Origin of the sequence: Pseudomonas migulae, from assembly GCF_024169315.1 — a bacterium.
GTDB lineage: Bacteria > Pseudomonadota > Gammaproteobacteria > Pseudomonadales > Pseudomonadaceae > Aquipseudomonas > Aquipseudomonas migulae_B.
The window spans coordinates 4162113-4187666 of record NZ_JALJWR010000001.1; the positions used below are offsets into that span (position 1 = coordinate 4162113).

Annotated in this window: 22 protein-coding genes; 9 read left to right on the forward strand and 13 right to left on the reverse strand. The window is 60.7% G+C overall.

What is annotated here, in order from left to right; all coding sequences use genetic code 11:
* The first annotated feature begins 221 nt into the window (after positions 1 to 221).
* Positions 222 to 1451 carry a 3-hydroxyacyl-CoA dehydrogenase gene (locus tag J2Y86_RS19180; protein ID WP_253434857.1) on the forward strand — a complete coding sequence of 410 codons (1230 nt, stop codon included), beginning with the start codon at positions 222 to 224 and terminating at the stop codon, positions 1449 to 1451.
* Between the two features lie 167 nt (positions 1452 to 1618).
* Complete coding sequence (locus J2Y86_RS19185) at positions 1619 to 2050, forward strand: acyl-CoA thioesterase (RefSeq protein ID WP_253434860.1); 432 nt, start codon at positions 1619 to 1621, stop codon at positions 2048 to 2050.
* Positions 2051 to 2119: 69 nt separating this feature from the next.
* Here J2Y86_RS19185 and J2Y86_RS19190 read toward each other — a convergent pair whose 3' ends face one another.
* The 4 genes from J2Y86_RS19190 to J2Y86_RS19205 all read right to left on the reverse strand — a co-directional run bounded on the left by J2Y86_RS19190 (position 2120) and on the right by J2Y86_RS19205 (position 7122).
* The gene (locus tag J2Y86_RS19190) at positions 2120 to 2599 is read right to left on the reverse strand and encodes a glycine zipper domain-containing protein (RefSeq protein WP_253434863.1); all 480 of its coding nucleotides are present in this window, start codon (positions 2597 to 2599) and stop codon (positions 2120 to 2122) included.
* Between the two features lie 357 nt (positions 2600 to 2956).
* Positions 2957 to 5305: an FdhF/YdeP family oxidoreductase gene (locus tag J2Y86_RS19195; RefSeq protein ID WP_253434866.1), complete on the reverse strand. Its 2349-nt coding sequence runs from the start codon at positions 5303 to 5305 to the stop codon at positions 2957 to 2959.
* Positions 5302 to 6141, reverse strand: a complete 840-nt coding sequence (gene fdhD / locus J2Y86_RS19200; protein WP_253434869.1) for a formate dehydrogenase accessory sulfurtransferase FdhD — start codon at positions 6139 to 6141, stop codon at positions 5302 to 5304. The genes J2Y86_RS19195 and fdhD overlap by 4 nt, the downstream gene beginning before the upstream one ends.
* Positions 6142 to 6234: 93 nt before the next feature.
* Positions 6235 to 7122: a LysR family transcriptional regulator gene (locus J2Y86_RS19205; protein WP_253434872.1), complete on the reverse strand. Its 888-nt coding sequence runs from the start codon at positions 7120 to 7122 to the stop codon at positions 6235 to 6237.
* A 136-nt stretch (positions 7123 to 7258) separates the two neighbouring features.
* Between J2Y86_RS19205 and lysM the strand changes: the two genes are divergently transcribed.
* Positions 7259 to 7699: a peptidoglycan-binding protein LysM gene (lysM, locus tag J2Y86_RS19210; protein WP_253434877.1), complete on the forward strand. Its 441-nt coding sequence runs from the start codon at positions 7259 to 7261 to the stop codon at positions 7697 to 7699.
* A 127-nt stretch (positions 7700 to 7826) separates the two neighbouring features.
* On the opposite strand, the gene yrfG is transcribed toward lysM, so the two are convergent.
* Positions 7827 to 8489 (reverse strand): GMP/IMP nucleotidase, encoded by a 663-nt coding sequence (gene yrfG, locus J2Y86_RS19215; protein ID WP_253434879.1) that lies wholly within the window; start codon positions 8487 to 8489, stop codon positions 7827 to 7829.
* Positions 8490 to 8579: 90 nt separating this feature from the next.
* Here yrfG and nudE point away from each other — a divergent pair, with 90 nt between their 5' ends.
* Together nudE and cysQ are read left to right on the forward strand one after the other, a co-directional pair.
* Positions 8580 to 9146 (forward strand): ADP compounds hydrolase NudE, encoded by a 567-nt coding sequence (gene nudE / locus J2Y86_RS19220; RefSeq protein WP_253434882.1) that lies wholly within the window; start codon positions 8580 to 8582, stop codon positions 9144 to 9146.
* Complete coding sequence (gene cysQ / locus J2Y86_RS19225) at positions 9143 to 9970, forward strand: 3'(2'),5'-bisphosphate nucleotidase CysQ (protein WP_253434884.1); 828 nt, start codon at positions 9143 to 9145, stop codon at positions 9968 to 9970. The genes nudE and cysQ overlap by 4 nt, the downstream gene beginning before the upstream one ends.
* A gap of 174 nt (positions 9971 to 10144) precedes the next feature.
* Here cysQ and J2Y86_RS19230 read toward each other — a convergent pair whose 3' ends face one another.
* Genes J2Y86_RS19230 through rfbB form a run of 7 tightly spaced genes read right to left on the reverse strand, consistent with a single transcriptional unit; the run spans position 10145 to position 17212 of the window.
* Positions 10145 to 10600, reverse strand: coding sequence for a thioesterase domain-containing protein (locus tag J2Y86_RS19230; protein WP_253434887.1), 456 nt, complete (start codon positions 10598 to 10600; stop codon positions 10145 to 10147).
* A gap of 22 nt (positions 10601 to 10622) precedes the next feature.
* Positions 10623 to 12008 (reverse strand): sigma-54-dependent transcriptional regulator, encoded by a 1386-nt coding sequence (locus J2Y86_RS19235; protein ID WP_253434890.1) that lies wholly within the window; start codon positions 12006 to 12008, stop codon positions 10623 to 10625.
* On the reverse strand, positions 12005 to 13813 hold the full coding sequence (locus J2Y86_RS19240; RefSeq protein ID WP_253434893.1) for a sensor histidine kinase: 1809 nt from the start codon (positions 13811 to 13813) through the stop codon (positions 12005 to 12007). Before J2Y86_RS19240 ends, J2Y86_RS19235 begins: the two co-directional genes overlap by 4 nt.
* Positions 13814 to 13849: 36 nt before the next feature.
* Complete coding sequence (gene rfbD, locus J2Y86_RS19245) at positions 13850 to 14719, reverse strand: dTDP-4-dehydrorhamnose reductase (protein WP_253434897.1); 870 nt, start codon at positions 14717 to 14719, stop codon at positions 13850 to 13852.
* Complete coding sequence (gene rfbC, locus J2Y86_RS19250) at positions 14716 to 15261, reverse strand: dTDP-4-dehydrorhamnose 3,5-epimerase (RefSeq protein ID WP_253434900.1); 546 nt, start codon at positions 15259 to 15261, stop codon at positions 14716 to 14718. Before rfbC ends, rfbD begins: the two co-directional genes overlap by 4 nt.
* Entirely contained in the window at positions 15258 to 16133 is an 876-nt protein-coding gene (gene rfbA / locus J2Y86_RS19255) for a glucose-1-phosphate thymidylyltransferase RfbA (RefSeq protein WP_253434903.1), read from the reverse strand. Before rfbA ends, rfbC begins: the two co-directional genes overlap by 4 nt.
* Positions 16130 to 17212 (reverse strand): dTDP-glucose 4,6-dehydratase, encoded by a 1083-nt coding sequence (gene rfbB / locus J2Y86_RS19260; RefSeq protein ID WP_253434906.1) that lies wholly within the window; start codon positions 17210 to 17212, stop codon positions 16130 to 16132. Before rfbB ends, rfbA begins: the two co-directional genes overlap by 4 nt.
* 176 nt (positions 17213 to 17388) lie before the next feature.
* Here rfbB and J2Y86_RS19265 point away from each other — a divergent pair, with 176 nt between their 5' ends.
* The 4 genes from J2Y86_RS19265 (at position 17389) to J2Y86_RS19280 (ending at position 23050) form a co-directional block, all read left to right on the forward strand.
* A complete protein-coding gene (locus J2Y86_RS19265; RefSeq protein WP_253434909.1) occupies positions 17389 to 20301 on the forward strand; it encodes an aminotransferase in 2913 nt (970 codons plus the stop codon).
* Between the two features lie 302 nt (positions 20302 to 20603).
* Positions 20604 to 21482 carry an N-carbamoylputrescine amidase gene (aguB, locus tag J2Y86_RS19270; RefSeq protein WP_253434914.1) on the forward strand — a complete coding sequence of 293 codons (879 nt, stop codon included), beginning with the start codon at positions 20604 to 20606 and terminating at the stop codon, positions 21480 to 21482.
* A gap of 4 nt (positions 21483 to 21486) precedes the next feature.
* Positions 21487 to 22593: an agmatine deiminase gene (gene aguA, locus J2Y86_RS19275; protein ID WP_253434917.1), complete on the forward strand. Its 1107-nt coding sequence runs from the start codon at positions 21487 to 21489 to the stop codon at positions 22591 to 22593.
* 244 nt (positions 22594 to 22837) lie between these two features.
* Complete coding sequence (locus J2Y86_RS19280; protein WP_084318254.1) at positions 22838 to 23050, forward strand: hypothetical protein; 213 nt, start codon at positions 22838 to 22840, stop codon at positions 23048 to 23050.
* Between the two features lie 209 nt (positions 23051 to 23259).
* On the opposite strand, the gene J2Y86_RS19285 is transcribed toward J2Y86_RS19280, so the two are convergent.
* A complete protein-coding gene (locus tag J2Y86_RS19285) occupies positions 23260 to 25353 on the reverse strand; it encodes a TonB-dependent receptor (RefSeq protein WP_253434920.1) in 2094 nt (697 codons plus the stop codon).
* Positions 25354 to 25554 lie beyond the last annotated feature (201 nt).

The following is a 25554-nucleotide window of genomic DNA, read 5'->3' on the forward strand; positions in this document are numbered from 1 at the left end:
CCTTGTGGGAGCGGGCTTGCTCGCGAATACGGTTTTTCATTCAACATTGATGTCGGCTGATACACCGCTTTCGCGAGCAAGCCCGCTCCCACAGGGATCTCAGTGTCTGGCTGATGCGCATCCATCCGCTGAATGTCCCCCATCACAGGAATAAATTTCAAAAAAGCCCGGTGGCTGACTATGGTGGGAACTGTCTTTGGATCGCCAACAAGAGAACAATCATGAGCCAGACACCGTTCAACATTCAGCGCGCTGCCGTCATCGGTGCGGGCACCATGGGCCGTGGCATTGTCATGTGCCTGGCCAACGCCGGGGTGCCGGTGCAGTGGGTCGATAACAATCCGCAGATGCTTGAGCAGGCGCTGGCCACCGTGGCCGAGACCTGTGCGCACAACGTGCGTCAGGGCCGGATCGATCAGGCCGAAGCGGATGCTCGTATTGCACGGGTCACGGCCGCTGCCGATTACGCAGCGATCCGCGATGTCGATCTGGTGATTGAAGCGGTGTACGAAAACCTCGAGCTCAAGCAGAAAATCTTCCGCGAACTCGATGGTTTGCTCAAACCCGAAGCCATCCTGGCGAGCAACACGTCAGCGCTGGATATCGACGCGATCGCCGCGGCCACTCGCCGTCCGCAACAGGTGTTGGGCCTGCACTTCTTCAGCCCGGCGCACATCATGAAATTGCTGGAAATCGTTCGTGGTGCACAGACGGCACCCGCCGTGCTGGATGCCGCGCTGGAACTGGGCAAGCGCATGGGCAAGGTCAGTGTGGTGTCGGGCAATTGCGAGGGTTTCATCGGCAACCGCATGCTCAATACCTACGTGCTCGAAGCGCGCAAGATGCTGCTTGAGGGGGCTTATCCCTATCAGGTGGATGCGGCGTTGCAGGGTTTTGGTTTCGCCATGGGGCCGTTTCGCATGTTCGATGTGGTCGGTATCGACCTGCAATGGCGCGCTCGGGAACTGGCCGGCGTCGGGCAGGATGTGCCGCAGGTCCAGGTGGACAACCGCCTGTGCGAGCTGGGCCGTTTCGGTCAGAAAAGCGGCAACGGTTATTACCACTACGAGGCGGGCAGTCGCCAGGCTGAGCACGATGTGGAGGTGGATGCGCTGGTGCTGCAAGTCAGCGAGGGATTGGGCTTCCAACGTCGCGAAATCGGCCCTGAGGAAATTCTGGAGCGCTGCTTGCTGGCGCTGGTCAACGAGGGCGCGAAAATCCTTCAGGAAGGGATTGCCGAATCGGCGCACGACATCGATCTGGTGTACCTCAACGGCTATGGTTTCCCGGCGGACAAGGGCGGGCCGATGGCCTGGGCGGATCAGCAGGGGTTGGCGGACATTCATCAGCGGTTGTTGGCGCTAGAGACCCGGCAAGGCGATCACTGGCAGCCGGCGCGGTTGATTGGGGAGTTGGCAGCGGTGGGTAAGGGGTTTTCGACCGTTGATTGAAGTAGAGCCTCTGATGGCCTCATCGCGGGCAGCCCGCTCCCACATAGTTAGTGTCGTTCACAAAACAGACATTTACTGAAAATACCTGTGGGAGCGGGCTTGCCCGCGAAGAACGATAACGCGGTTTTCGCCTTAAACTCGCCATCCAACTCAAGGAACCGACATTGATGTCCAACCCGATGCCCCAACGCACCGACTACCCGCACTTCCAGCCCATCACCACTCGCTGGCACGACAACGATGCCTACGGTCACGTCAACAACGTCACCTACTACAGCTTCTTCGACACGGCGGTGAACACTTATCTGATCGAAGTCGGCGGGCTGGATATTCATGACGGTGAAGTCGTGGGTTTCGTGGTGAGTTCGGCTTGTGATTATTTTGCCTCCATCGCTTTCCCCGACCGGATCGAGATCGGTTTGCGGGTGGGCAAGTTGGGCAACAGCTCTGTGCAATACGAACTGGCGGTGTTCAAGGCCGGTGAAGAAGACGCCTGTGCGGCGGGGCGTTTCGTGCATGTATTTGTGGACCGGGCGTCGAACCAGCCGGTGGCGATTCCTGCCGGTTTGCGCGGGGCGCTGGAGCGGTTGGTGGTTTGACGGGCAAAAAAAATCGCAGCCCGAGGGCTGCGACTTTTTGATCTACCGGTAAACGAGGTGATTCAAGCCTCAGTCGCGATAGCGATGGTGATGCTTGCGGTGGCCATAGGCGTGACCGCGACCGGGATGACCATCACGGTAGTAGCGACGATCACCGCCACGATGAGAGCGACGATCATCGTCGTCATCGCTCTTGTTACCCATGTAGTTACCCAGCGCGCCACCGGCGCCGCCACCTGCTGCGGAGCCGATCAGGCTGCCTGTGGTGCCGCCCATGCTGCGGCCGACCACGTTACCGCCCGCTGCGCCCAACGCACCGCCAATGGCCGCTTCGCCACGGCTGCGTTTGTCTGCGCCGACTGCGCTACCACCCGCGCCGCCCAGGGCCGCGCCAATGGTGGAACCTGTGTTGCCGCCTAACGATTGACCGACGACTGAGCCCAAAACCCCGCCCAATGCGCCGCCCACACCTGCTTCGGTGGTGCCTCCGGCAGAAGCGAAGCCACTGACCAGGCCAAGGGACAACAAGAGAATCGAGGAGAACTTCATAGAGGAACCTCAAGGGGATGACGGCGCGATCCTGAGGCTGAGGCAGGGTGCTTACAATCGATATCCGACGAATGACACGACTTCAGAAAATATACCTAAGTTGCTGTTTTTTGGCTGGAACTTAAGTATTTTTCGCCGGTCTTTAACTACTTCGGAATGGCCGTTTTTGTGGAAAAACGGCCTTTTTTGTGGGCGTTTGGAAAGTGCCGAATGGTTCCGATCATGTGTTGCCATGTCGGACGCCTTCGCGGGCAAGCCGCGCTCCCACAGGACCTGTGTCGTTCACCAAAAGGTGAGCACAATACAAAACCTGTGGGAGCGTGGCTTGCCCGCGAAGAGGCCAGACCTGCTGTCGCGTTAAGCCGACTTGGCCATGATCAACCCAGTCTCACTCGCCGCTTCCAACCGGATCGCCACAAACTTCGACGTCGGTGTATGGCTGCCATCCCCGGTGCTCTCCAGCGGCACCAGCGGGTTCACTTCCGGGTAATACGCAGCAGCCTGCCCCGCAGGAATATCAAACGCCAGCAGCGTAAAGCCCTTCACCCGACGCTCGACCCCATCGTCCCAGATCGACACGATGTCGGCCTTCTGCCCAGGCTTGAAGCCCAGGCGAATGATGTCGGCTTCGTTGACGAACAACACATCGCGCTGACCTTTCACACCGCGATAACGGTCATTCAGGCCATAGATCGTTGTGTTGTATTGATCGTGGGAACGCATCGACTGCAGGATCAGGTCCGGCAATACGCCAGTGGCGCGGGTGCGTTCGTGCACGAGGTCCTTGGGCAATACGTTCGGGCGGAAATTCGCCCGGCCTGACGCGGTGTTCCATTTGCGCGCACCGGCACTGTTGCCGAGGTAAAAGCCACCAGGATTCTTGATCCGCTCGTTGAAATTCTTGAAGTTGGGAATGGTGTCGGCAATCAGGTCGCGGATACGTCTGTAATCCGCCACCAGCCAGTTCCAGTCCACCGGTTGGCTGCCCAGCGTGGCGGCCGCGATACCGGCAAGAATTGCCGGCTCCGAGCGCATCTGGTTCGACAGCGGCTCCAGCTGGCCATTGGAGGCGTGGACCATGCTGAACGAGTCTTCGACGGTTACTGCCTGTGGGCCTTCGGTTTGCCGGTCGATGTCGGTCCGACCCAGGCATGGCAGGATCAGCGCTTCTTTACCGTGGGCCAGGTGGCTGCGGTTGAGCTTGGTGCTGATCTGCACGGTCAGGTCACAATTGCTCAAGGCCTGGAAGGTACGCGGACTGTCCGGCGTGGCCTGGGCGAAGTTGCCGCCGAGGGCGATGAACACTTTTGCCCGGCCTTCGGCCATGGCGTGAATCGCTTCAACCACGTTGTGGCCGTTTTCACGCGGTACCTTGAACTGGAAGCGACGCTCCAGCGCATCGAGAAACGCCACCGGCGGGCGTTCGTTGATGCCCATGGTCCGGTCGCCCTGCACGTTACTGTGGCCACGCACCGGGCACAGGCCTGCGCCCGGCCGGCCGATGTTGCCGCGCAAGAGCATCAGGTTGGCGATTTCCTGGATGGTCGCCACCGAATGACGATGCTGGGTGATACCCATGGCCCAGCACATGATGACGTTCTTGCCCTTGGCGTACATGCGCGCCGCTTGCTCGATCTCGACCAGGGGCAGACCCGATTGCTCGACGATCTGCTCCCACGTGGTGTCGTCGACGATGCCCAGGTATTCCAGCACGTTGACGCTATGTTCATTGAGGAAGTCGTGATCGAACACGGCAGGCTCACCCGCCTTCTGCGCATCGCGCTCCCATTGCAGCAGGAACTTGGCCATGCCGCGCATGATCGCCATGTCGCCGCCCAGGGCCGGACGGAAGTACGCGGTGTTGGTCGGCCTGTCGCCGTTGGTGAGCATTTCGATCGGGTGTTGCGGGTGCTGAAAACGTTCCAGGCCGCGCTCTTTCAGAGGATTGATGCACACCACCTGAGCACCGCGTTTCACCGCTTCACGCAGCGGTTCGAGCATCCGTGGGTGGTTGGTGCCGGGGTTCTGGCCCCAGACGAAAATCGCATCGGCGTGTTCGAAGTCATCGAACGTCACGGTGCCTTTGCCGACGCCAACGCTCTGCGACAGCGCGACGCCGCTGGCTTCGTGGCACATGTTCGAGCAGTCGGGGAAGTTGTTGGTGCCATAGGCACGCACGAACAATTGATAGAGGAATGCCGCTTCGTTGCTGGCACGTCCCGAGGTGTAGAACTCGGCCTGGTCCGGGCTCGACAAACCGCGCAGGTGCTTGGCGATGATGGCAAACGCATCGTCCCAGCTGATCGGTTGGTAGCGATCGGTTTCGGCGTTGTAGCTCAATGGCTCGGTCAGGCGGCCCTGATATTCAAGCCAGTAGTCGCTCTGCTCAAGTAGCTGAGTGACGCTGTGCTTGGCGAAGAACTTGCCGTCGACACGGCGTTTGGTCGCTTCCCAGTTCACCGCTTTGGCGCCGTTCTCGCAGAACGCCACCATGCCGGCTTCATTGGAATCGCCCCAGGCGCAACCGGGGCAATCGAAGCCGCCGTTCTTGTTGGTCTTGAGCATCATGCGCAGGTTTTTCAGCGCGTTGTCGCTGGTCAACCAGGCCTGGGCAACGCTGATCAGCGCGCCCCAGCCACCGGCCGGTCCTTTGTAGGGCTTGTAGCGGGGGACGGGTGTCTGGTCGGCTTGACGATGTTGACTCACGCTTGATTCTCCAACGCTGGGCTGTAAACCCGCGGCGCATTCTTCTGTGGCAAATGGATAAGGTTAAGGTTGTGACGACGGGCCCATTGCACGGCAAGGCCAGTGGGCGCCGACAGGCTGACGAGTGTCTGGATGCCTGCGCGCAATACTTTCTGGATCAACTCCAGGCTGCAACGACTGGTGACAATCGCCAGGCCGCCGGTGGTTGGGATTTTTTGCCGGATCAGTCCGCCGATCAGTTTGTCGAGGGCGTTGTGCCGGCCGATGTCTTCGCGACCGAGCAGCAATTCGCCTTCGGCGTTCATGAACACGGCCGCATGTACCGCGCCGCAATGCTGGCCCAGAGGCTGAAACGCGCTGATGCGCTGGCGCAAGCCGTCAAGCCATTCGGCGGGTGGCAAGGGGGCGCCGGGCAAGACCTTGAGGTCCGGCAGGGCCTGCTCCACCGCTTCCACGCCACACAGACCGCAACCGCTGGTGCCGGCCAGTTGCCGGCGCTGCTGCTTGAGGTTCCAGAAGGCGCGGTTGGCGATGGTCACTTGCGCGTACTGCGCCGAACCCGAGCCGCTGAGTTGCAGGTCATAAATGTCGGAGGCGTCTTCAATGATGCCGCTGCCGAGGCTGAAACCGACGATGAAGTCTTCCAGATCCGTCGGCGTCACCAGCATCACCGCCTGGCTGATGCCGTTGAAGGCAATCGCCAGCGCAACTTCTTCGGCCAGCGCGGTGCTGGCCGATTCGGCGAATTGAAGATCGCTGTAACTGTACGTTTGGCTGGCGGAGGGCGCGGGCGTTTCGAGGGCTGGCGCCGCGCAAACAGGACGCTTGGCGTTCATGAGCATCACCGACGGTTTGGTCAGGTTTAAGCCTATGCGCGTCAAAGTGTCGCGTCTAATCGCTATTACTGATCTGCCGATAGATGGCGTCGATCAAGAGCCGGTTGACGATTTCTGATAGATCGCAAAACAGGCTTCCGCCAGCGCCGACCGCGGCGCGCTGCGACGCATGATCAGCCCCAGTTGGCCGAGGGTCTGCGCGTTTTCGATCGGTTGCAAACGCAGATGATCGGTCAGGTTTTCCAGGCCTCCGTCCAGCGGCATTACGGCGCAGCACAAACCACCGTGCACAGCTTGTAACAGTTGATGCACGGCATCGGTCTGCAACAGCGGCTGCGGGGTGAGGCCGCGGCTGTGGAAATTGTGGTCGATGGACTGACGGAAATGCATGCCGCTGGTGAGCATGCCCAGCGGCAGTTCGATCAACGACTCCCAGCTCAGTGGCGTCTCGCCGAACGTGAAGAAGCGCTGGTCGTAGAGCAGGCCCATGCGGGTTTCGCTGAAGGTCAGGGAGTCGAAGCGTTCGGCGTCCAGACGCTCCAGGTACGACACGCCGAGGTCAAGGCGATTGTTCGCCAGTTGTTCGAGGATCTGCTCGGAGCTCAGCGCCGAGAGTTCGAAACGCAGGTTCGGGTGTTCGGCGTGCAGGCGTTGCAGCAGGGGCAGCGGATCGAAACTCGACAATGGCACCACGCCTAGACGCAGCGTACCCACCAGGTTGCCGCGACACGCAGCGGCCTCGGCCTGCAAACCGTCACAGGCCGCCAGCACGGTGCGCGCCCAGGCCAGCACCCGCTCGCCCGGCGCGGTAAAGCCTTCGAAGCGTTGGCCACGGTTGACCAATGGCAACTCCAGCTCTTCTTCGAGGCTGCGCAGGCGCATGGACAAGGTTGGCTGGGTGATGTGACACCGTGCGGCGGCCTGGCCGAAGTGCCGGGTTTCGTCGAGGGCGATGAGGAATTTCAGCTGCTTGATGTCCATCTTCGCTCCAGGGCGCGGGAAGGTCGGGATTCTAGCGCCTGGGAGCAAGCGGCGTCATTGGTCGGGTGGGAGCCGGGGGTTGCAACCTTGGTCTAGGCTTTTGCGTCTGGAACCTGAAAACCAAGGAGAGTGCGCCATGAGTATTTTTAGCTTTGTGAAGGAAGCAGGCGAAAAGCTTATCGACCTGCTGACGCCTGGCAATGCCAATGCCAGCGAGCAGTTGAAGGAACACATCAGCAAGGTCGGCCTGGGTAACCCGAATGTGCAGGCGACAGTGGAGGGCGACAAGGTCACCGTGACGGGTGAAGTCGGCAGTCAGGAAGAGAAGGAAAAGATTCTGTTGGCGGTGGGCAATATTGCCGGCGTCGGGAGCGTGGATGACCAGATTACGGTGACCGGGCCGGTGGTGAAGGCTGCGACCTTTGTCACGGTTGTGAAGGGCGACACCCTGAGTGCGATTTCCTTGCGCGTGTATGGCGATGCCAACAAGTATCAGAAAATCTTCGAGGCCAATAAGCCGATGCTCAAGGATGTGAACAAGATTTATCCGGGGCAGTCGTTGCGGATTCCTGAGTAAGTCTCAAGACCGTGTGATGGCTATCGCGGGCAAGCCCGCTCCCACAGGAGTTGTGTCGTTCACAAAAGGTGCACACGACACAAAAACCTGTGGGAGCGTGGCTTGCCCGCGATGCAGGCGACGCGGTCTAAAGCCCTGCAATCAACTCCCGATAATCGACCACCGCCGCAAACTCCGCCGTATCCTTCGGCCCCTTGCGGCTGTCCGGCTCTCTCACTGCCAATAAATGCGTGACCCCGAAATCCCGCGCACTGCGCAGGATCGGCAACGTATCGTCGATAAACAGGCTGCGCGCCGGATCGAAGCCGATATCCGCCTGCAATGCGTCCCAGAATTGCGGGTTTTCCTTGGGAAAACCGTAATCGTGAGAGCTGATCAACCGCTCGAAGTACGGCGCCAGTTCAATTCTTTCCAGTTTCAGTGACAGCGAATCACGGTGCGCATTGGTGATCATCACCACCCGTTTACCAGCCTTTTTGAGCGCCTCCAGAAACGTATCCGCATCCGGGCGTAAAGCGATCAGGTGGGCGGTTTCCAGTTTCAGCTCGCGCACCGACAGCTTCAGCTCGGCGCTCCAGAAATCCAGGCAATACCACTGCAACTGACCGGCATGGCGTTCGAACAGCGGCTGCAATTCCATCTCGGCCATGGCCCGGCTCACTCCGTGCAGCTCGGCATAACGCTGGGGCAAATGCTCCAGCCAGAAATGATTGTCGAAGTGCAGGTCCAGCAGCGTGCCATCCATGTCCAGCAGAACGGTGTCGATGTCGTGCCAGGGCAGCAGGGACATAAAAAACTTCTCCAGCGGTAAAAAAGATATCCGAGGTCAACAATCAGGATAGGCCGGGTATAGTAACCCGCTATCGCCAAGGAGCCGCTCATGCGCCAGAAACCCACCATCCTCGCTCGCGAGATTGTCGCCACCAGTCGTTTGTTCTGCGTCGAAGAGCTGAAGTTGCGCTTTTCCAATGGCGTGGAGCGCACTTATGAGCGACTGGTCGGCAAGGGCGCCGGGTATGGCGCGGTGATGATCGTGGCGATGCTCGATTCGGACCACGCGGTATTGGTCGAGGAATATTGTGGCGGCACCGATGAATACGAGCTGTCGCTGCCCAAAGGCTTGATCGAGCCGGGTGAAGACGTGCTGGCGGCGGCGGAGCGCGAGCTCAAGGAAGAAGCCGGGTATGGCGCGCGACAGCTGGAGCATCTGACCGAGTTGTCCTTGTCGCCGGGTTACATGAGCCAGAAAATCCAGGTGGTGCTGGCCACGGACCTGTACGAGGAACGGCTGGAAGGCGACGAGCCTGAGCCGATGGGCGTGGACAAGATCAATCTGCGCGAACTGTCCGGTCTGGCCCAGAACCCGCGATTCACCGAGGGCCGTGCCTTGGCGGCATTGTACCTGGCCCGTGATCTGCTGACTCAACGTGGGGTGTTCCTGCCATGAATTTTCCGCATCCATTGATGGCGCCGGTGGTTGAACTGGCGTTGAAGGCCGGCGACGCGATCCTGCCGTTCTGGCGTATCGGCACCGCGGTGACCGCCAAGTCTGACGATTCTCCAGTCACCGCAGCTGACCTGGCCGCTCATCATCTGATTCTGGCCGGGCTGACCGCGCTCGACCCGAGCATCCCGGTGTTGTCCGAAGAGGACGCCGACATCCCGCAGAGCGTGCGTGCCGGGTGGCAGCGCTGGTGGCTGGTCGATCCGCTGGACGGGACCAAGGAATTCATCTCGGGCAGCGAAGAGTTCACCGTCAACATCGCGCTGATCGAGCAAGGTCGTGTGGTGTTTGGCGTGGTGTCGATGCCGACCAACGGACGTTTCTATCTCGGTGGTGCCGGCCTGGGCGCGTGGCGCGGTGATCGAGAAGCCGAGCCGTTGCCGATTCAGGTTCGCAATGCTCCGGCTGCGGGAGAGGCGTTCACTGTCGTCGCCAGCCGTCGGCATTCAAGTCCTGAACAAGAGCGTTTGCTGGCCGGGTTGAGCGCCAGCCTGGGTGAACTGCAATTGGCCAATATCGGCAGTTCGTTGAAGTTCTGTCTGCTGGCGGAAGGGGCGGCTGATTGTTATCCGCGCCTGGCGCCGACTTCGCAGTGGGACACGGCGGCTGCGCAAGGTGTGCTGGAAGGGGCGGGCGGCGAAGTATTGGATGTGAGCGGCGTGCCGTTCAGCTATCCGGCGCGGGAGTCTTTGCGCAACGAGTTTTTCCTGGCGCTGCCGGCGAAGGCTGCCTGGCGGGAAAAACTGCTGGAGCTCGCCCGCTCCTGAGACCTCTGTGGCGAGGGGGCTTGCCCCCGTTGGTCGGCGAAGCCGCCCCAAACCAACCACCGCGCAGTATCCGCTGAAATCCTGTTGACTGAATGGCGGCTGCTGCGCAGCCGAACGGGGCGATGCGGCGTTCCGACAAGCCCCCTCGCCACAGGGTATGTGTAGCCTCACGATCTAGCGGTGAAGAACGTACTGCCCGGTAAACGTCACCGCATCCTCCTCACTCCCCTCATTCACAATCCGTGAATGCAGGGTCAAGCGCGCTCTCCCATACCGTTCATACATCGCCAAAAACTTCTTCCACACCGCCGCACTCGGCGCCTGGCAAATCGCCGTCGCGTCCATGGTCACCGGCAGCGGATAGCTGATGTGCCCTTCGTGAATCACGATGTGCCCGTCTTCAATCCCTTCTTCGCGCAAACGCAAATGCAGCCAGCCCCAGCCCGCCAGCACCGCGCCGCAATACAGGCTGCCGCCAAACATGGTGCTCTTGTGATTGACGTTGGCTTCCAGCGGCAAGTACAGGCGTAATTGCTGGTCATGCCAGTCGAGCACTTTGACGCCCATGGCCTGCGTCAGGGGAATGTCGCGGTGCAGGACTGATTCCAGGTGACGACTGTCGCGGTTCATGCAGGGCCTCTTGTTTAATGACTCAATCGAGTTCGTCGGTCGGGTGATGGTCGGCAAAGTTCAGCCCGTGCTTGCGCAGTTTGTCGTGCAAGGTCTTGCGCGGAATGCCGAGGGCTTCGGCGAGGCTGCGGACTGAGCTGTGAGAGCGTGCCAGTTCGGCGGCAATCAACGATTTCTCGAAGTTTTCCACCTGCTCGCTCAACCCGCCGCTGACCACTTCAACCGTTGTGCTCGCCCCGCCCTCCGGCGCGCTGTTGTCCAGCGCCAGTTCCAGGCCCAGGGCAAAACGTTCGGCGGCGTTCTGCAATTCCCGCACGTTGCCCGGCCAGGTGTGGCGCAGCAGCAACGCCCGTTGTCCCGGTTGCAGTTCGTGGGGCGGCAAGCCATGGCGTGCACTGGCTTCATCGGCAAAATGCTGGAACAGCATCAACGCATCTTCACCCCGTTCGCGCAACGGCGGAATGCGCAGCGGCGCGACGTTGAGGCGGTAATACAAGTCAGCACGGAAGCGTCCCTGATCGGCGGACTGGCGCAGATCCTCCTTGGTCGCGGCGATGATGCGGATGTCCAGCGGGATCAGCTGATTGCCACCCAGACGCTCGACCACCCGCTCTTGCAGCAAGCGCAGCAACTTCACCTGTACGTCCAGGCTCATGCTTTCGATTTCATCGAGGAACAGCGTGCCGCCGTTGGCGAATTCGAACTTGCCGATGCGGCGCTTTTGCGCGCCGGTAAAGGCGCCCGGCTCGTGGCCGAACAGTTCGCTTTCCACTACCGATTCGGCCAGGGCGCCGGCGTTGATCGCCACGAACGGTCCGTTACGCCGGCTCGACAAATCGTGCAGCGCCCGGGCCACGACTTCTTTGCCGGCACCGGTTTCGCCGAGGATCAGCACGTCGGCCTTGGTCGCGGCCAGTGCGCCGATCTGTTCGCGCAAGCGCAGCATCGGCGCCGATTGCCCGACCAGTCGTGTACTCAGTTCATTGCGGTCGCTCAGGGCCAGACGCAGGCTGCGGTTATCCAGCACCAACCGGCGCAAGGCCAATGCACGGCGCACACTGTCGAGCAGGGCGTCGCTGGCGAAGGGTTTTTCCAGAAAGTCATAGGCGCCGATGCGCATCGCTTGCACCGCCAGCGGCACGTCGCCGTGGCCGGTGATCAGCAGCACCGGCAGTTCCGGGTCTTGCGCGTGCAGCTCGGTCAGCAACTCAAGACCGTCCATGCCCGGCATGCGGATATCGCTGACCACCACCCCCGGCCAGTCGCGCTCCAGTTGCCCGGCCACGCCTTTGGCTTCGGCGAGCGGCAGGATTTTCAGGCCTGCCAGGTCCAGCGTCTGGCTCAAGGCCTGTCGTAGATGGGGATCGTCGTCGATCAGCACGACCTGGATGCGGTTGTCGATGGTCATGCACTTCGGTCCTCGGACGGTTGCAGGCTCACGCCCGGTGCGCCTGCGCGCAGTTTCAGGGTAATCAGGGCACCGCCTTCCTTGTGGTTGGCGAACGACAGTTCACCCCCGAAGGCGCGCATCAGGGTCTCGCAGATCGCCAGCCCCAGGCCCAGTCCCTGCGTGCGGGTCTTGGTGGTGTAGAAAGGCTCGCTGGCGCGGCCAAGGGCTTCCATGCAAAAGCCGGGGCCATTGTCGCGAATGTACAGAATGACGCCATCGGCGGTGGATTGGGCACTCAACCAGAGTTTACGTGGCGGGCCTTTTTCCGTCAGCGCGTCCAGGGCGTTGGCCAGCAGGTTGCCCAGCACCTGGCGCAAACGGGTTTCCCCGGCCTCGACCCACAGCGTGGCGGCGGGCAAATCGCGGATCAGCTCGACTTCCATGCTCCGCCGGCGCTTGGCCAGCAGCGCCAGCGCGTCATCCAGCGCCGGTTGCAGCGCGACACTTTCCGGCGCGTGGCGATCACGCCGGGCGAAGGCGCGCAGGTGCGCGATGATCGAGGCCATGCGCCCGGTCAGTTCACTGATCAGCTTGAGGTTGCCGCGCGCATCGTCGGTGCGCTCGTGATCGAGCAGCACTTCGGCGTTTTCCGCGTAGCTGCGGATCGCCGCCAGCGGCTGATTGAGTTCGTGGCTGATGCTCGCCGACATGGTCCCGAGCGCCGACAGCTTGCCGGCCTGCACCAGGTCATCCTGGGCGCGCACCAGTTCCTGCTGGGCGTTTTCGCGCTCCAGGACTTCCTGTTTCAGCCGACGGTTAAGGCCTTCGAGGTCGCTGGTACGTTCGGCGACGCGGCCTTCCAGTTCCCGACGGGCCTTGGCTTCGAAGGCGATTCGGTCGAGGTAGTGGCGGCGGCGCTGCATCATCAGGCCAAGCAGCAGCATCAAGACCAGCAGCGTCGCGCCGCCGATGGCGACCACCGTGCGCACCGGGCGGTCGATCAGGGTGCGCGGCGCAAGGATGCTGACGCTCCAGCCGGTTTCGTCGATCTGCCGGGTCTGCGTCAACCACGCGTCCGGATTGAGGTTCAACGGCTTGGGTTCGACGGTCGGGTAGGGTTGAATCGCGGTGATTGCTTCACGCTCCGCATCGCTCAGCGGGCGGGTCGCGCGAAACCGCCATTCCGGCCGCGAGGTGAGAATGACCACGCCGTTGTGGTCAGTCACCAGCAGTTGTTCGGGGGTTTTGCCCCAGAGGCTTTCGGTGTGGTCCAGGTCAACCTTGACCACCAGCACGCCGATGATTTTTTCGCGATCCCGGACCGCTGCCGCGAAGAAGTAACCGCGTTTGGCCGACGTGGTGCCCAGACCGAAGAAGCGCCCCAGGCGCCCGGCCATGGCTTCACTGAAATACGGCCGAAAGGCGAAATTGCGCCCGACGAAGCTGTCGTGTTTGTCCCAGTTGGAGGCGGCGAGCGTCTTGCCCGTGGTGTCCATCAGGTACATGACTTCGGCGCCGGTCTGGGCGCTGATGTTCTTCAGCAACCGGTTGGCGTTGCCTTGGGTGACGCCGTCGTCCGGTGCCGACAGGTCGGCGCGCAGGGCCGGCAGGTCGCCCAGAATCTGCGGCAGCACCTCATAGCGATGCAGCGTGCCCAGCAGGTTGGCGACGTACAGGTCGAGGGTCTGACGGTTTTGCCCGGCCAGTTCGCTGCGGTAGTAACGCTCGGCCAGATGCTCCAGCGGCCACAGCAAAGGCGCCAGGCACAGCGCAAGCAGGGCCAGGCTGCGCCAGCGGGGTCGGCGGGGAAGGGTCGGGTTCATGAGCATCAGGCGCCTGTGGGTACAGGCGCATTATGCCTAGGCTTGTCCGGCAAGACACTCGCGCAACGCGGTTTGCCAGTCAGGCTGACTGACGCCCCATTCACGTTGCAGGCGACTGCAATCCAGGCGCGAGTTCAGCGGTCGGGTGGCGGGTGTCGGGTAGTCGCTGGTGGTGATCGGCAGCAGGGTTGCGCAAGGCTTTCCCTGTTCCCGCAGCGCTTCGCCGATGGCCTGGGCGAAACCGAACCACGAGGTTTCACCCTGCGCGGTCAGGTGATAAGTGCCCCAGGCGCCGGTCTCGCCGGCCTGCCAGCGTTCGATCAGGGCGAGGGTGCTGTTGGCGATCGTGCCGGCCCAGGTGGGCGCGCCGATCTGGTCGGCGACGATGCGCAACTCCGGTTTTTCCTGCAGCAGGCGTTGCATGGTCAGCAGGAAATTGCGGCCGTGGTTCGAATAGACCCAACTGGTGCGCAAGATCAGGTGCTTGCCCTGTACCGCGGTTATTGCGTGTTCGCCCGCCAGTTTGCTCTGGCCGTAAACGCCCAACGGGTGAGGTTCGTCAGCTTCGTTGTAAGGCGCAGTCTTGCTGCCGTCGAACACGTAATCGGTGGAGTAGTGGATCAGCGGAATGTCCAGCGCCAAGGCTTCCTCGGCGAGAATGCCCGGTGCCTCGGCGTTGATGGCGAAGGCTGCTTGCGGCTCGCTTTCAGCCTGATCGACTGCTGTGTGGGCTGCGGCATTGATGATCAGGTCGGGACGAACGCGCCGGACCTGCTGGCGAATCTGTTCCGGTTGAGTCAGATCGAGTTGATCGCGTCCCGGAACGACCAACTCGCCCAGTACACCGAGACGATGCTGTAACTCACGTGAAACCTGGCCCTGCTTGCCACAGATGAGTATTTTCATGGAAACAGATCAACTTCTTGCAAGGTTTTACCGTGCTGATCCCTGGCCGAAAGCTTGGGCGCTTCCTCCAGTTGCCAGTCGATGGCAAGTGTTGGATCGTCCCATCGGATGCAACATTCGGCGGTCGGGTTGTAATAGTCGGTGGTCTTGTAGAGGAACTCGGCGAAGTCACTCAGCACCACGAACCCATGGGCAAATCCTTCCGGCACCCAGAGTTGGCGACTGTTTTCTGCGGACAAACGCACTGCCGCCCACTGGCCGAAATTCGGTGAACTGCGACGTACATCCACCGCGACATCGAGCACTTCACCGGCGGTAACGCGCACCAGTTTTCCCTGAGTGTTTTCCAGTTGATAGTGCAGGCCGCGCAGGACGCCCTTCTGTGAGCGGGAATGGTTGTCCTGAACGAACTGCCTCTTCAGGCCCGTCGCCTCTTCAAACGCCTTTGCATTGAAGCTTTCGTAGAAAAAGCCGCGCTCGTCCCCGAAGACCTTGGGCTCAAGGATCAACACACCGGGCAGCTCGGTTTCAATCACATTCATTGTCCACCCTCAGCCAGTTTGTAAAGGTACTGGCCGTAACCGGTCTTGCCAAAATACTTGGCGCGCTCGAGCAAATGCTCGCGGTCGATCCAGCCTTTTTCGTAGGCAATTTCTTCAAGACAGGCGACTTTCAACCCTTGGCGGTGCTCGATGGTCTGCACGTATTGGGAGGCTTCGAGCAGGCTGTCGTGAGTGCCGGTATCCAGCCAGGCGAAACCACGACCGAAGCGCTCGACCTGCAGATCGCCACGCTTGAGGTAGGCATTGTTGACGTCGGTGATCTCCAGTTCACCGCGCGGTGAAGGCTTCACGGCCTTGGCGATCTCGATCACGTCGTTGTCGTAGAAATACAGGCCGGTCACGGCATAGCTGGATTTCGGTACTTTCGGCTTTTCTTCGATCGACAAGGCGCGGCCTTCGTCGTCGAAATCGATCACGCCGAAGCGCTCCGGGTCTTTGACCCAGTAACCGAACACGGTGGCGCCAGAAGGGCGATTAACGGCGTTGTTCAACTGCTCGCTAAAGCGCTGACCGTGGAAGATGTTGTCGCCGAGGATCAGGCACACCGGATCCTTGCCAATGAATTCCTCACCAATCAGAAAGGCCTGGGCCAGGCCATCCGGCGAAGGTTGTTCGGCGTAGCTGAAATGCACGCCGAACTGACTGCCGTCACCCAGCAGGTTGCGATACTGCGGGAGGTCCTGCGGGGTGGAGATCACCAGGATTTCCTTGATGCCGGCCAGCATCAGGACCGAGATCGGGTAGTAGATCATCGGTTTGTCGTAGATCGGCAATAGCTGTTTTGATACGCCCAGCGTGATCGGGTGCAGACGCGTGCCCGAACCCCCGGCCAACACAATTCCTTTCATCATGCGATCAACTCCTTGGTATTGATGGCGCCCAGTCGTTCACCCTGGTAGCTGCCGTCCTGAACACGGCGGCACCACTCCAGGTTTTCCAGATACCACTGGACGGTTTTGCGCAGGCCGGTCTCGAAGGTTTCTTCGGGCGTCCAGCCGAGTTCGCGCTCAATCTTGCTGGCATCGATCGCGTAGCGCAGGTCATGGCCAGGACGGTCCTGGACGAAAGTGATCAGGTCGGCGAAATGCGCGACGCCTTCAGGTTTGTTCGGCGCCAGTTCTTCGAGTAGCGCGCAGATGCCACGCACCACGTCGATGTTCTTCTGCTCGTTGTGACCGCCGATGTTGTAGGTCTCGCCGACCACGCCTTCGGTGACCACTTTGAACAGTGCGCGAGCGTGATCCTCGACGAACAGCCAGTCGCGAACCTGCAGGCCGTTACCGTAGACAGGCAGCGGCTTGCCGGCGAGGGCGTTGAGAATCACCAGCGGGATCAGTTTTTCAGGGAAGTGGAACGGCCCGTAGTTGTTCGAGCAGTTGGTCAGCAACACCGGCAGGCCATAGGTGCGTTGCCAGGCGCGGACCAGATGGTCGGAGGCCGCCTTGCTGGCGGAATACGGTGAGCTCGGTGCGTACGGCGTCGTTTCCGTGAACAGGTCATCGACGCCATGCAGGTCGCCGTAAACCTCATCCGTGGAGATGTGGTGAAAGCGGAAAGCGCTTTTCTCGGGCTCGGCCAGGGTCTGCCAGTAGGCGCGGGTTGCCTCGAGCAGGCTGTAGGTGCCGACGATATTGGTTTGAATGAAATCCGACGGACCGTCGATGGAGCGGTCGACATGGGACTCGGCCGCCAGATGCATGATCGCATGCGGCTGGAAACGTGCCAGCACGGCGCTGACGGCGGCCTGATCAACGATATCGGCCTGCACGAATTCGTAGCGGGTGTCGTTGGCAATACTGGTCAGCGATTCCAGATTGCCAGCGTAGGTCAGTTTGTCCAGGTTGAGCACTTCATGCTCAGTGTGCCGAATCAGGTGGCGAACCAGGGCAGAGCCAATGAAACCGGCACCGCCGGTGATGAGAATACGCATGTTGGCCAGCCTTTATCTGTAAGACGATTGAAGCAAATGAGCATAGCTTGTCGGCAGGAGAGGGGTGGTGCAATAGGGTTGCGACATCTATTTGGGTTTTGACCCATGAACAGGGGTTGATTATCGACCGACGCAGTGGCGATATAAGCGACTAATAAAATTTCAGGGGTTGTTGTATGCCGCTCGCCACGTTGATTCATCGCGCCAGTTTGCCCAGCCCGCAGGTGTCTGCGGCGCAAGCGCTAGAGCTGCTCGAAGGGCATTACGGGCTGAGCGGAAAGCTACAGGCGCTCGGCAGCCAGCAGGATCTCAACTACCGCGTTGACAGTAAGCATGGGCGTTTCGTCCTGAAAATCTGCCGGGGCGACTATTCGGCGCTGGAACTGCAAGCCCAGCATGCGGGGCTCAAGCATCTGGCCGAGCACTCCAACGTGCCGGTGCCGCGAGTGATTGCCGCCGAGAACGGCGCCGATCTGCTGTCACTTGAAGTCGGCGGACAAGCGGTGCATGTACGCCTGCTCGAATACATCGAGGGTCAGTCGCTCACACACCTGGATCATTTGCCTGGAGCCGTGGTGGCCGGTTTCGGCCGGCTCTGCGGTGAAATGGATCAGGCGCTGGCCGACTTCAACCATGCGGGGCTTGAACGCACCCTTCAGTGGGACGCGCGCCACGCCAATGCGTTGATCGCGCATTTGCTGCCGGTCATCGGGGATGACGCGCAGCGAGCGCTGATCGCGCAAGTGGCCGAACAGGCCGAGCGGCATTTGCAGCCGTTGGTGGACAAGTTGCCGGTGCAGGCCATCCACATGGACATCACCGATGACAACGTGGTCTGGGAGCGCGATTCGCAACGCCAGTGGCAACTGCAAGGCGTGATCGATTTCGGTGATCTGGTCCGCACCTGGCGCATTACCGACCTGTCGGTGACCTGCGCGGCGTTGCTGCACCATGCCGGTGGCGATCCGTTCTATATTTTGCCGGCGGTCCAGGCCTATCACGCGGTCAACCCGTTGCAACACGAAGAACTGCTGGCGCTGTGGCCGCTGATCGTCGCGCGGGCGGCGGTGCTGGTGCTCAGCGGTGAACAGCAGGTCAGCATCGATCCGGGCAACCAATACAGTCGCGACAACCTGACCCACGAATGGGAAATTTTCCGCGTCGCCACCTCGGTGCCGCTGGCGCTGATGGAAGCGGCGATCCTCACCTCTGTCGGCCAGAGCCTGCCAGACATCGGCGGCGAAGGTTTCGCGCCGCTGCTGCCGAGCCTGGTCGGACGTGAGTTCGCCTTGATCGACCTGGGCGTACTCAGCCCGCATTTCGAGGCCGGTAACTGGGAGCAGGAAGGGATCGATCAGCGTCTGTTGAGCGAAGCGGCGGCAGCGCACGGCTTGGCTGCCAGCCGTTACGGACAATATCGGTTGTCCCGCACCCGCCCCGACAGTGCCAGCGAGCCGGACACGTGCCCGCTGCATGTCGAGTTGCGAGTGCCCCACGGCACGGCGGTCGAATCGCCATTTGCCGGCGTGGTCCACCAACCGGCGCCGGGTGTGTTGCAACTCGACGGCCCGCAATTGAGCGTGCGGCTGTGGGGCGTGACGCCGTCGCTGCACACCGGCGCGGCGCTGGTCAAAGGCCAGGTGTTGGGCGCAGTCAGCGGTCCGTTGCGAGTGCAGCTGTGCCGAGGTGCTTCGTTCGATGCGCCGTTGTTTTGCACGCCGTCTCGTGCGCCGGCCTGGCAAGCGTTGTGTCCGTCGCCGGCGGTGCTGCTGGGGCTGGCGTGCGACGCTGAAGCGGAGCTTGATTCGCAGACCTTGCTGGCGCGCCGCGACGCCAGTTTCGCCCGGACCCAGAAACACTATTACGTCGACCCGCCACGCATCGAACGCGGCTGGCGCAACCACCTGATCGACATGCAGGGCCGTTCCTACCTCGACATGCTCAACAACGTCGCGGTGCTCGGCCACGGTCATCCGCGTATGGCCGCAGTAGCCAGCCGTCAGTGGTCGCTGCTCAATACCAACTCGCGGTTCAACTACGCGGCGGTTGCCGAATTTTCCGAGCGTTTGCTGAAGCTGTCGCCGGAGGGCATGGACCGGGTGTTCCTGGTCAACAGCGGCAGCGAGGCCAATGACCTGGCGATCCGCCTGGCATGGGCCTACAGCGGTGGTCGCGACATCGTCAGCGTGCTGGAGGCCTATCACGGCTGGACGGTGGGCGCGGACGCGGTTTCGACTTCGATTGCCGACAACCCCAAGGCCTTGAGCAGCCGCCCGGACTGGGTGCACCCGGTGACGGCGCCGAACACCTATCGCGGCGAATTCCGTGGTCCGGACAGTGCGCCGGATTATGTGCGCAGCGTCGAACACAACCTGGCGAAAATCGCTGAGCAGGGGCGCCAGCTGGGCGGTTTCATTTGCGAGCCGGTGTACGGCAATGCGGGCGGCATCTCGCTGCCGCCGGGGTATCTGAAAAAAGTCTACGGGTTGGTTCGTGCCCAGGGCGGCGTGTGCATCGCCGACGAAGTGCAGGTCGGCTACGGGCGTATGGGCCACTTCTTCTGGGGTTTCGAAGAACAGGGCGTGGTGCCGGACATCATCACCATGGCCAAAGGCATGGGCAACGGCCAGCCGCTGGGCGCGGTGATTACCCGCCGGGAAATCGCCGAAGCGTTGGAAGCCGAAGGTTATTTCTTCTCGTCGGCGGGTGGCAGCCCGGTCAGTTGCCAGATCGGCATGGCCGTTCTGGATGTGATGGAAGAAGAAAAACTCTGGGAAAACGCCCAGGTCGTAGGCGGGTATTTCAAGGAGCGTCTTGAGGCGCTGATCGATAGTCATCCGTTGGTGGGCGCGGTGCACGGGTCCGGGTTTTATCTGGGTGTCGAATTGATCCGCGACCGCGAGACCCTGGAACCGGCGACTGAAGAAACCACGGCGTTGTGTGATCGCCTGCGGGAATTGGGGATCTTCATGCAGCCGACGGGGGATTATCTGAACGTCCTCAAGATCAAACCACCGATGGTGACATCGCGCCGGAGTGTGGATTTCTTTGTCGATATGTTGGCGAAGGTGCTCGCGGAGGGGCTGTAAATACATCTCCCCTGTGGGAGCGGGCTTGCTCGCGAATGCGGTGGAATCAGCCGACAATTGTGTTGATTGACACACCGCATTCGCGAGCAAGCCCGCTCCCACAGGGGACGCTGATTTGCCGATTATTATCTGGTTTAAGCGCTGTTGTTTTCGACAGAAGGAAGATTAATCGCTTTTAAAGCCGATTTTTATCGGCTATAAAGTCGCCATTGCCCACGGCGTGCTTCATCACGCCCGTGCTTCCCGTTTCTGTCATTAGTCGATGCCAAACTCGACTCACAGCACTTGCCCGGAGATGATTCATGAGCCGTATCGTTACCGTCGCCGCCACCCAGATGGCCTGTTCCTGGGACCTTGAAGCCAACCTCGAAACCGCTGAAAGGCTGGTCCGTGAGGCCGCGGCCAAAGGCGCGCAGATCATCCTGATCCAGGAACTGTTCGAGGCGCCGTACTTCTGCCAGAAGCCCAACCCGGATTACCTGCAATTGGCCACGACGGTGGAAGACAACGTCGCCATCAAGCATTTCCAGAAAGTCGCCAGAGAACTGCAAGTGGTGCTGCCGATCAGCTTCTATGAACGGGCCGGCCGCGCGCGTTTCAACAGCATCGCGATCATCGATGCCGACGGCAGCAACCTCGGGATTTATCGTAAAAGCCACATCCCGGATGGCCCTGGCTACCACGAGAAGTACTACTTCAACCCGGGCGACACCGGTTTCAAAGTCTGGAATACCCGTTACGCGAAAATCGGCGTGGGCATCTGCTGGGATCAGTGGTTCCCCGAGTGCGCCCGCAGCATGGCGTTGCTGGGTGCGGAAATTCTGTTCTACCCGACCGCCATCGGCAGCGAGCCGCACGACAAAACCATCTCGTCCCGCGACCACTGGCAGCGTGTGCAGCAGGGCCATGCCGGCGCCAACCTGATGCCGCTGATCGCCAGTAACCGTATCGGCAACGAGGAGCAAGACGGGTACGACATCACCTTCTATGGCTCGTCGTTTATCGCTAACCAGTTCGGCGAGAAGGTCCAGGAACTCGATAAAACCGAAGAAGGCGTGCTGGTTCACAGCTTCGACCTCGACGAGCTGGAACACATCCGCAGCGCATGGGGCTCGTTCCGTGATCGTCGCCCGAACCTATACAATGCGCTCAAAACCCTCGACGGTTCCCTGGAGTCCTGACCGCATGACCACTTTAAACAGCAGCCCGCGTGCCGACGGCTTCTACATGCCCGCCGAGTGGGCGCCTCAAACCCAGACCTGGATGATCTGGCCCGAGCGTCCGGACAACTGGCGCCTCGGTGGCAAGCCGGCGCAAGCCGCCCACGTGGCGGTGGCCAAGGCCATCGCGCGTTTTGAACCGGTGACTGTGGCGGTGTCCGCCGGACAGTACGAAAATGCTCGCGCCCGTCTCGACGTGCCGAATATTCGTGTGGTCGAGATGTCCAGTGACGACGCCTGGGTCCGCGACACGGGGCCGACATTCGTTATCAATAACCGCGGCGAAGTCCGCGGTGTGAACTGGGATTTCAATTCGTGGGGCGGTTTTGACGGTGGCCTGTATTCGCCGTGGAACCGTGATTCGCAGGTCGGCGGCAAGATCCTCGAGATTGAACGTAGCCCGCGTTATCGCACCAAGGGCTTTGTGCTCGAAGGCGGTTCGATCCACGTTGATGGTGAAGGCACGCTGATCACGACCGAGGAATGCCTGCTCAACCGCAATCGCAACCCGCACTTGAACCGTGCAGAAATCGAAGCGGTGCTCAGCGCGAACCTGGCGGTGGATAAAATCATCTGGCTGCCGGACGGTTTGTTTAACGACGAAACCGACGGTCATGTGGATAACTTCTGCTGCTACGTGCGTCCGGGTGAAGTATTGCTGGCCTGGACCGACGACCCGCAAGACCCGAACTACCCGCGCTGCCAGGCGGCGATGAAAGTGCTGGAAAGCAGCACCGACGCCAAGGGTCGCCCGTTCACGGTGCACAAGATGCCGATTCCCGGGCCGCTGTATGCGACCGAAGAAGAGTGTGCCGGTGTCGACCCGGTAGACGGAACTCAGGAACGCAATCCGACCGTTCGTCTGGCCGGTTCCTACGTGAACTTCCTCATCGTCAACGGCGGCATCATCGCGCCGAGCTTCGACGATCCGCTGGATGGTCCCGCAAAAGAGATTTTGCAGAGCCTGTTCCCGCAGCACGAAGTCGTCATGGTGCCGGGCCGCGAACTGTTACTGGGCGGCGGTAACATCCACTGCCTTACCCAACAGCAGCCTGCGCCGCACAAGGAGTGAGTGCCGTTGTAACAGCCTGAGTTGATTGGAAAATCACTCAGGCAACGGTTTTACTTCGACACCTCGCAAAAAGCCCGCAGCCCATCAGGACTGCGGGCTTTTTTGTATCCGCTGGTCGGCCGTCCCGATACATTGGCACAGCTCTTGTATCTCTCCTGACGAGAAACAGGGAGGGGAGAACTTCGATGTTCTGTCATAAACCTTGGATAAGTTAGCCGCTCACAAACCAGGAGAGAGCGCGGAAATGAACGCCGAAATGAACGTAGTGAGCGAGCGGGCACTGCATCCCCTGGCAGTAAACAGCGAATCGCTCCAGATCCTGGCGCACTGGTTGAAGTCCAATGGAACGCGTCAGATCAGGGAGCCTGATCCGCGCCGGATGATGATCGAGCGCTACCCCGCTGGTTTATTCAGCGAAGCGGAGCTGGATGCGTTGTGGGATGTGATGGAAGGATAAAAAAGAACAACAACGGATTGATAAAAGCGCTGCCGGGAAGGCGGCGCTTTTTTATGGGCGAAGGGTTTGTGTGCGGAATGCATGCTAACTGTCACTATCAAACCCTGTGGGAGCGGGCTTGCCCGCGATGGCAGCCGGTCAGTCAGCATTGATGTCGACTGACCCACCGCTATCGCGAGCAAGCTCGCTCCCACAGGGTATTGCGGTGTTTAGAAACTGTAGGTCCCGGTCACCACCAGGCTGCGCGGCTCACCCGGTTGAATCTGCGCCGCGCTGGTGGCCGACGAGTAATAGGTTTTATCACTGATGTTGTTCAGCGCCGCGCGCAAATCCCAGTCCTTCTGACGGAACCCGGTTAGTGCATCCCAGCGGCCATAACCTGGCAGGACGGTGGTGTTGAGGTTATCCGCATAACGGTCGCCCACCAGGGTCAGGCCGGTTTCGGCGTACCAGCCCATTTCCGGTTTCCAGGTCAGGAACAGACTGCCGTTGTGCTTGGCCACGTTGCTGATGCGCTTGCCTTCAAAACCGTTGTTGTCCTTCTCGACTGTCGCGTCCTGCACACCCACGCCACCTCGCACGTACCAGTTGCCGGCAATCTTGCCGGTGCCGGTCAGCTCGATCCCGCGGGAACGTTGCAGGCCGCTGAGCAAGGTCACGGTCGGGTTGAGCGGGTCGCTGGTGCGACGGTTGTAGAGCTCCAGTTCGTAGATCGCCAGCGTGGTGCTCAGGCGATCGTCGAGCCAGTCGCTTTTCACGCCGATTTCTTTCTGCTTGGTCAGCTCGGGGCTCAGGTCGTTGGTATTGCCGGCGGCGCCCGGGGTGATGCCGATCAAACCGCCGCCGACCGGCGAAAAGGTTTTGGTCCAGGAGGCGTAGAAGGAATGATTCTGCAGTGGCGTCCAGACCACTCCCACCCGCGGGCTGGTGCTGTGACTGTCGCGGTCTTCGGACAGGTTGCGCAGCTTGTTGGTCGACTCGATGTCGAAGGTGTCGTAGCGCAGACCGGCCAGCAATTGCCATTGATCGTTCAGGCGCAGCTGATCCTGAACATATACCGCACGGCTTTCGACTTCGGTGTGGTTGTCGCTGGACACTTGCATGCGCCCGGTATGGCGCAAATCCCGATCCGGGTTATACAGATCCAGCGACGGCACGGCCTGGCGGCCAGGCCCGGTAGTGGCCGCTGTGTAGAGTTTCGGATCACGGCGCTGACTGCCGATTTCGACGCCGGTGAGCAGGCGATGCTCAAGGCCGAACGTATCGAAGCCACCTTCCAGCTCAATGTTGTTGTAGACATTGCGAGTGGTCAGGTCCTGCTGCCAATGCTGGCGCGTGACCCGGTTGGTCGCCGGTGTGTAGCCGGTGAGGTAGGTGTTGTCGAAATCGCTGTCGAGCTTGAACACACCCAGCGTCTGGCGCAGTTGCCAGTTTTCGTTGATGTCGTAGCTGAGTTTCGAGCGCAGGGATTGCGACTTGTCGTCGATGAAATCGTGATCGCTGCCGTAGGTCGTATCCCGTCCGACGTCGGCCGGGCGTCCGTTTACACCGGGGATTCCGCGATCCGGCGTACGGTTGTAGCGGCTGTATTCGTACTGCACCAACCAGTTCAGGTCGGGTGTCAGTTGCCAGCTCATAGACGGCGCAAACAACTGGCGATTGCCGCTGACGCCATCTCGAAAGCTGTTCTGGTCCATGTTGCCCATGTTCAGGCGCAGGCTGATGTTCTCGCTGGGATCGGTGCTCAGGTCCGCGTAAAGGCTGCGCAAGTCGTTGCTGCCGCCCTGGGCTTCAATGGAAGAGCGGCGTCCGAACTCCGGTAATTTGCTGACCCGGTTGACGATCCCGCCCTGACTGCCACGGCCGTACAACACCGCAGCCGGGCCTTTGAGGACTTCGATGCGTTCGATGTTGTGCAGGTCGCGCACGTACTGACTGTCGTCGCGGATGCCGTCCAGATAGAAATCGTTACTGGCGTCGAAACCGCGGATGCGCAGACTGTCGAAGCGGGTGTCGGCGCCGCTGCTGACGTTGGGAATGCCGCTCAGGGCGGTGCCCAGATCGTTGGTGCCGTAATCGACGACATTTGAGGTTTTTATCGAGTCGATGGCTTGTGGCACGTAGCGCACGGGGGTGGCGGTGCGGGTCGCGGTGCTGGTTTCTTTTACGCGTGGGTCGTCGGCTTCCGCTTCGGCGCTGATGGAGGTTTCTGGCAATGTCGTAGGGGCGGCGTAGGAGACACCGGCAGATAGCAAGGCAGAGAGCCCAAGACTGAAAGGCGTAAGACGAAAAGGGGCAGGCATTGAAGGACGCGTCCGTAGGATATTGGGGGTCTTGCGTGTGGGCGCGAATGATAATGCGTGCTATTTACTTTCGTGAATTATTCCTGAAAAGTTACGCTGATTGATTGTTTCAATTTGTGTCTTGGTTGTTACAGAACGTGGGAGGTATTCGACCGATTCCTGAAACAGACTGAAAGCCATTCCAGCGTTTTTCAGAAACAG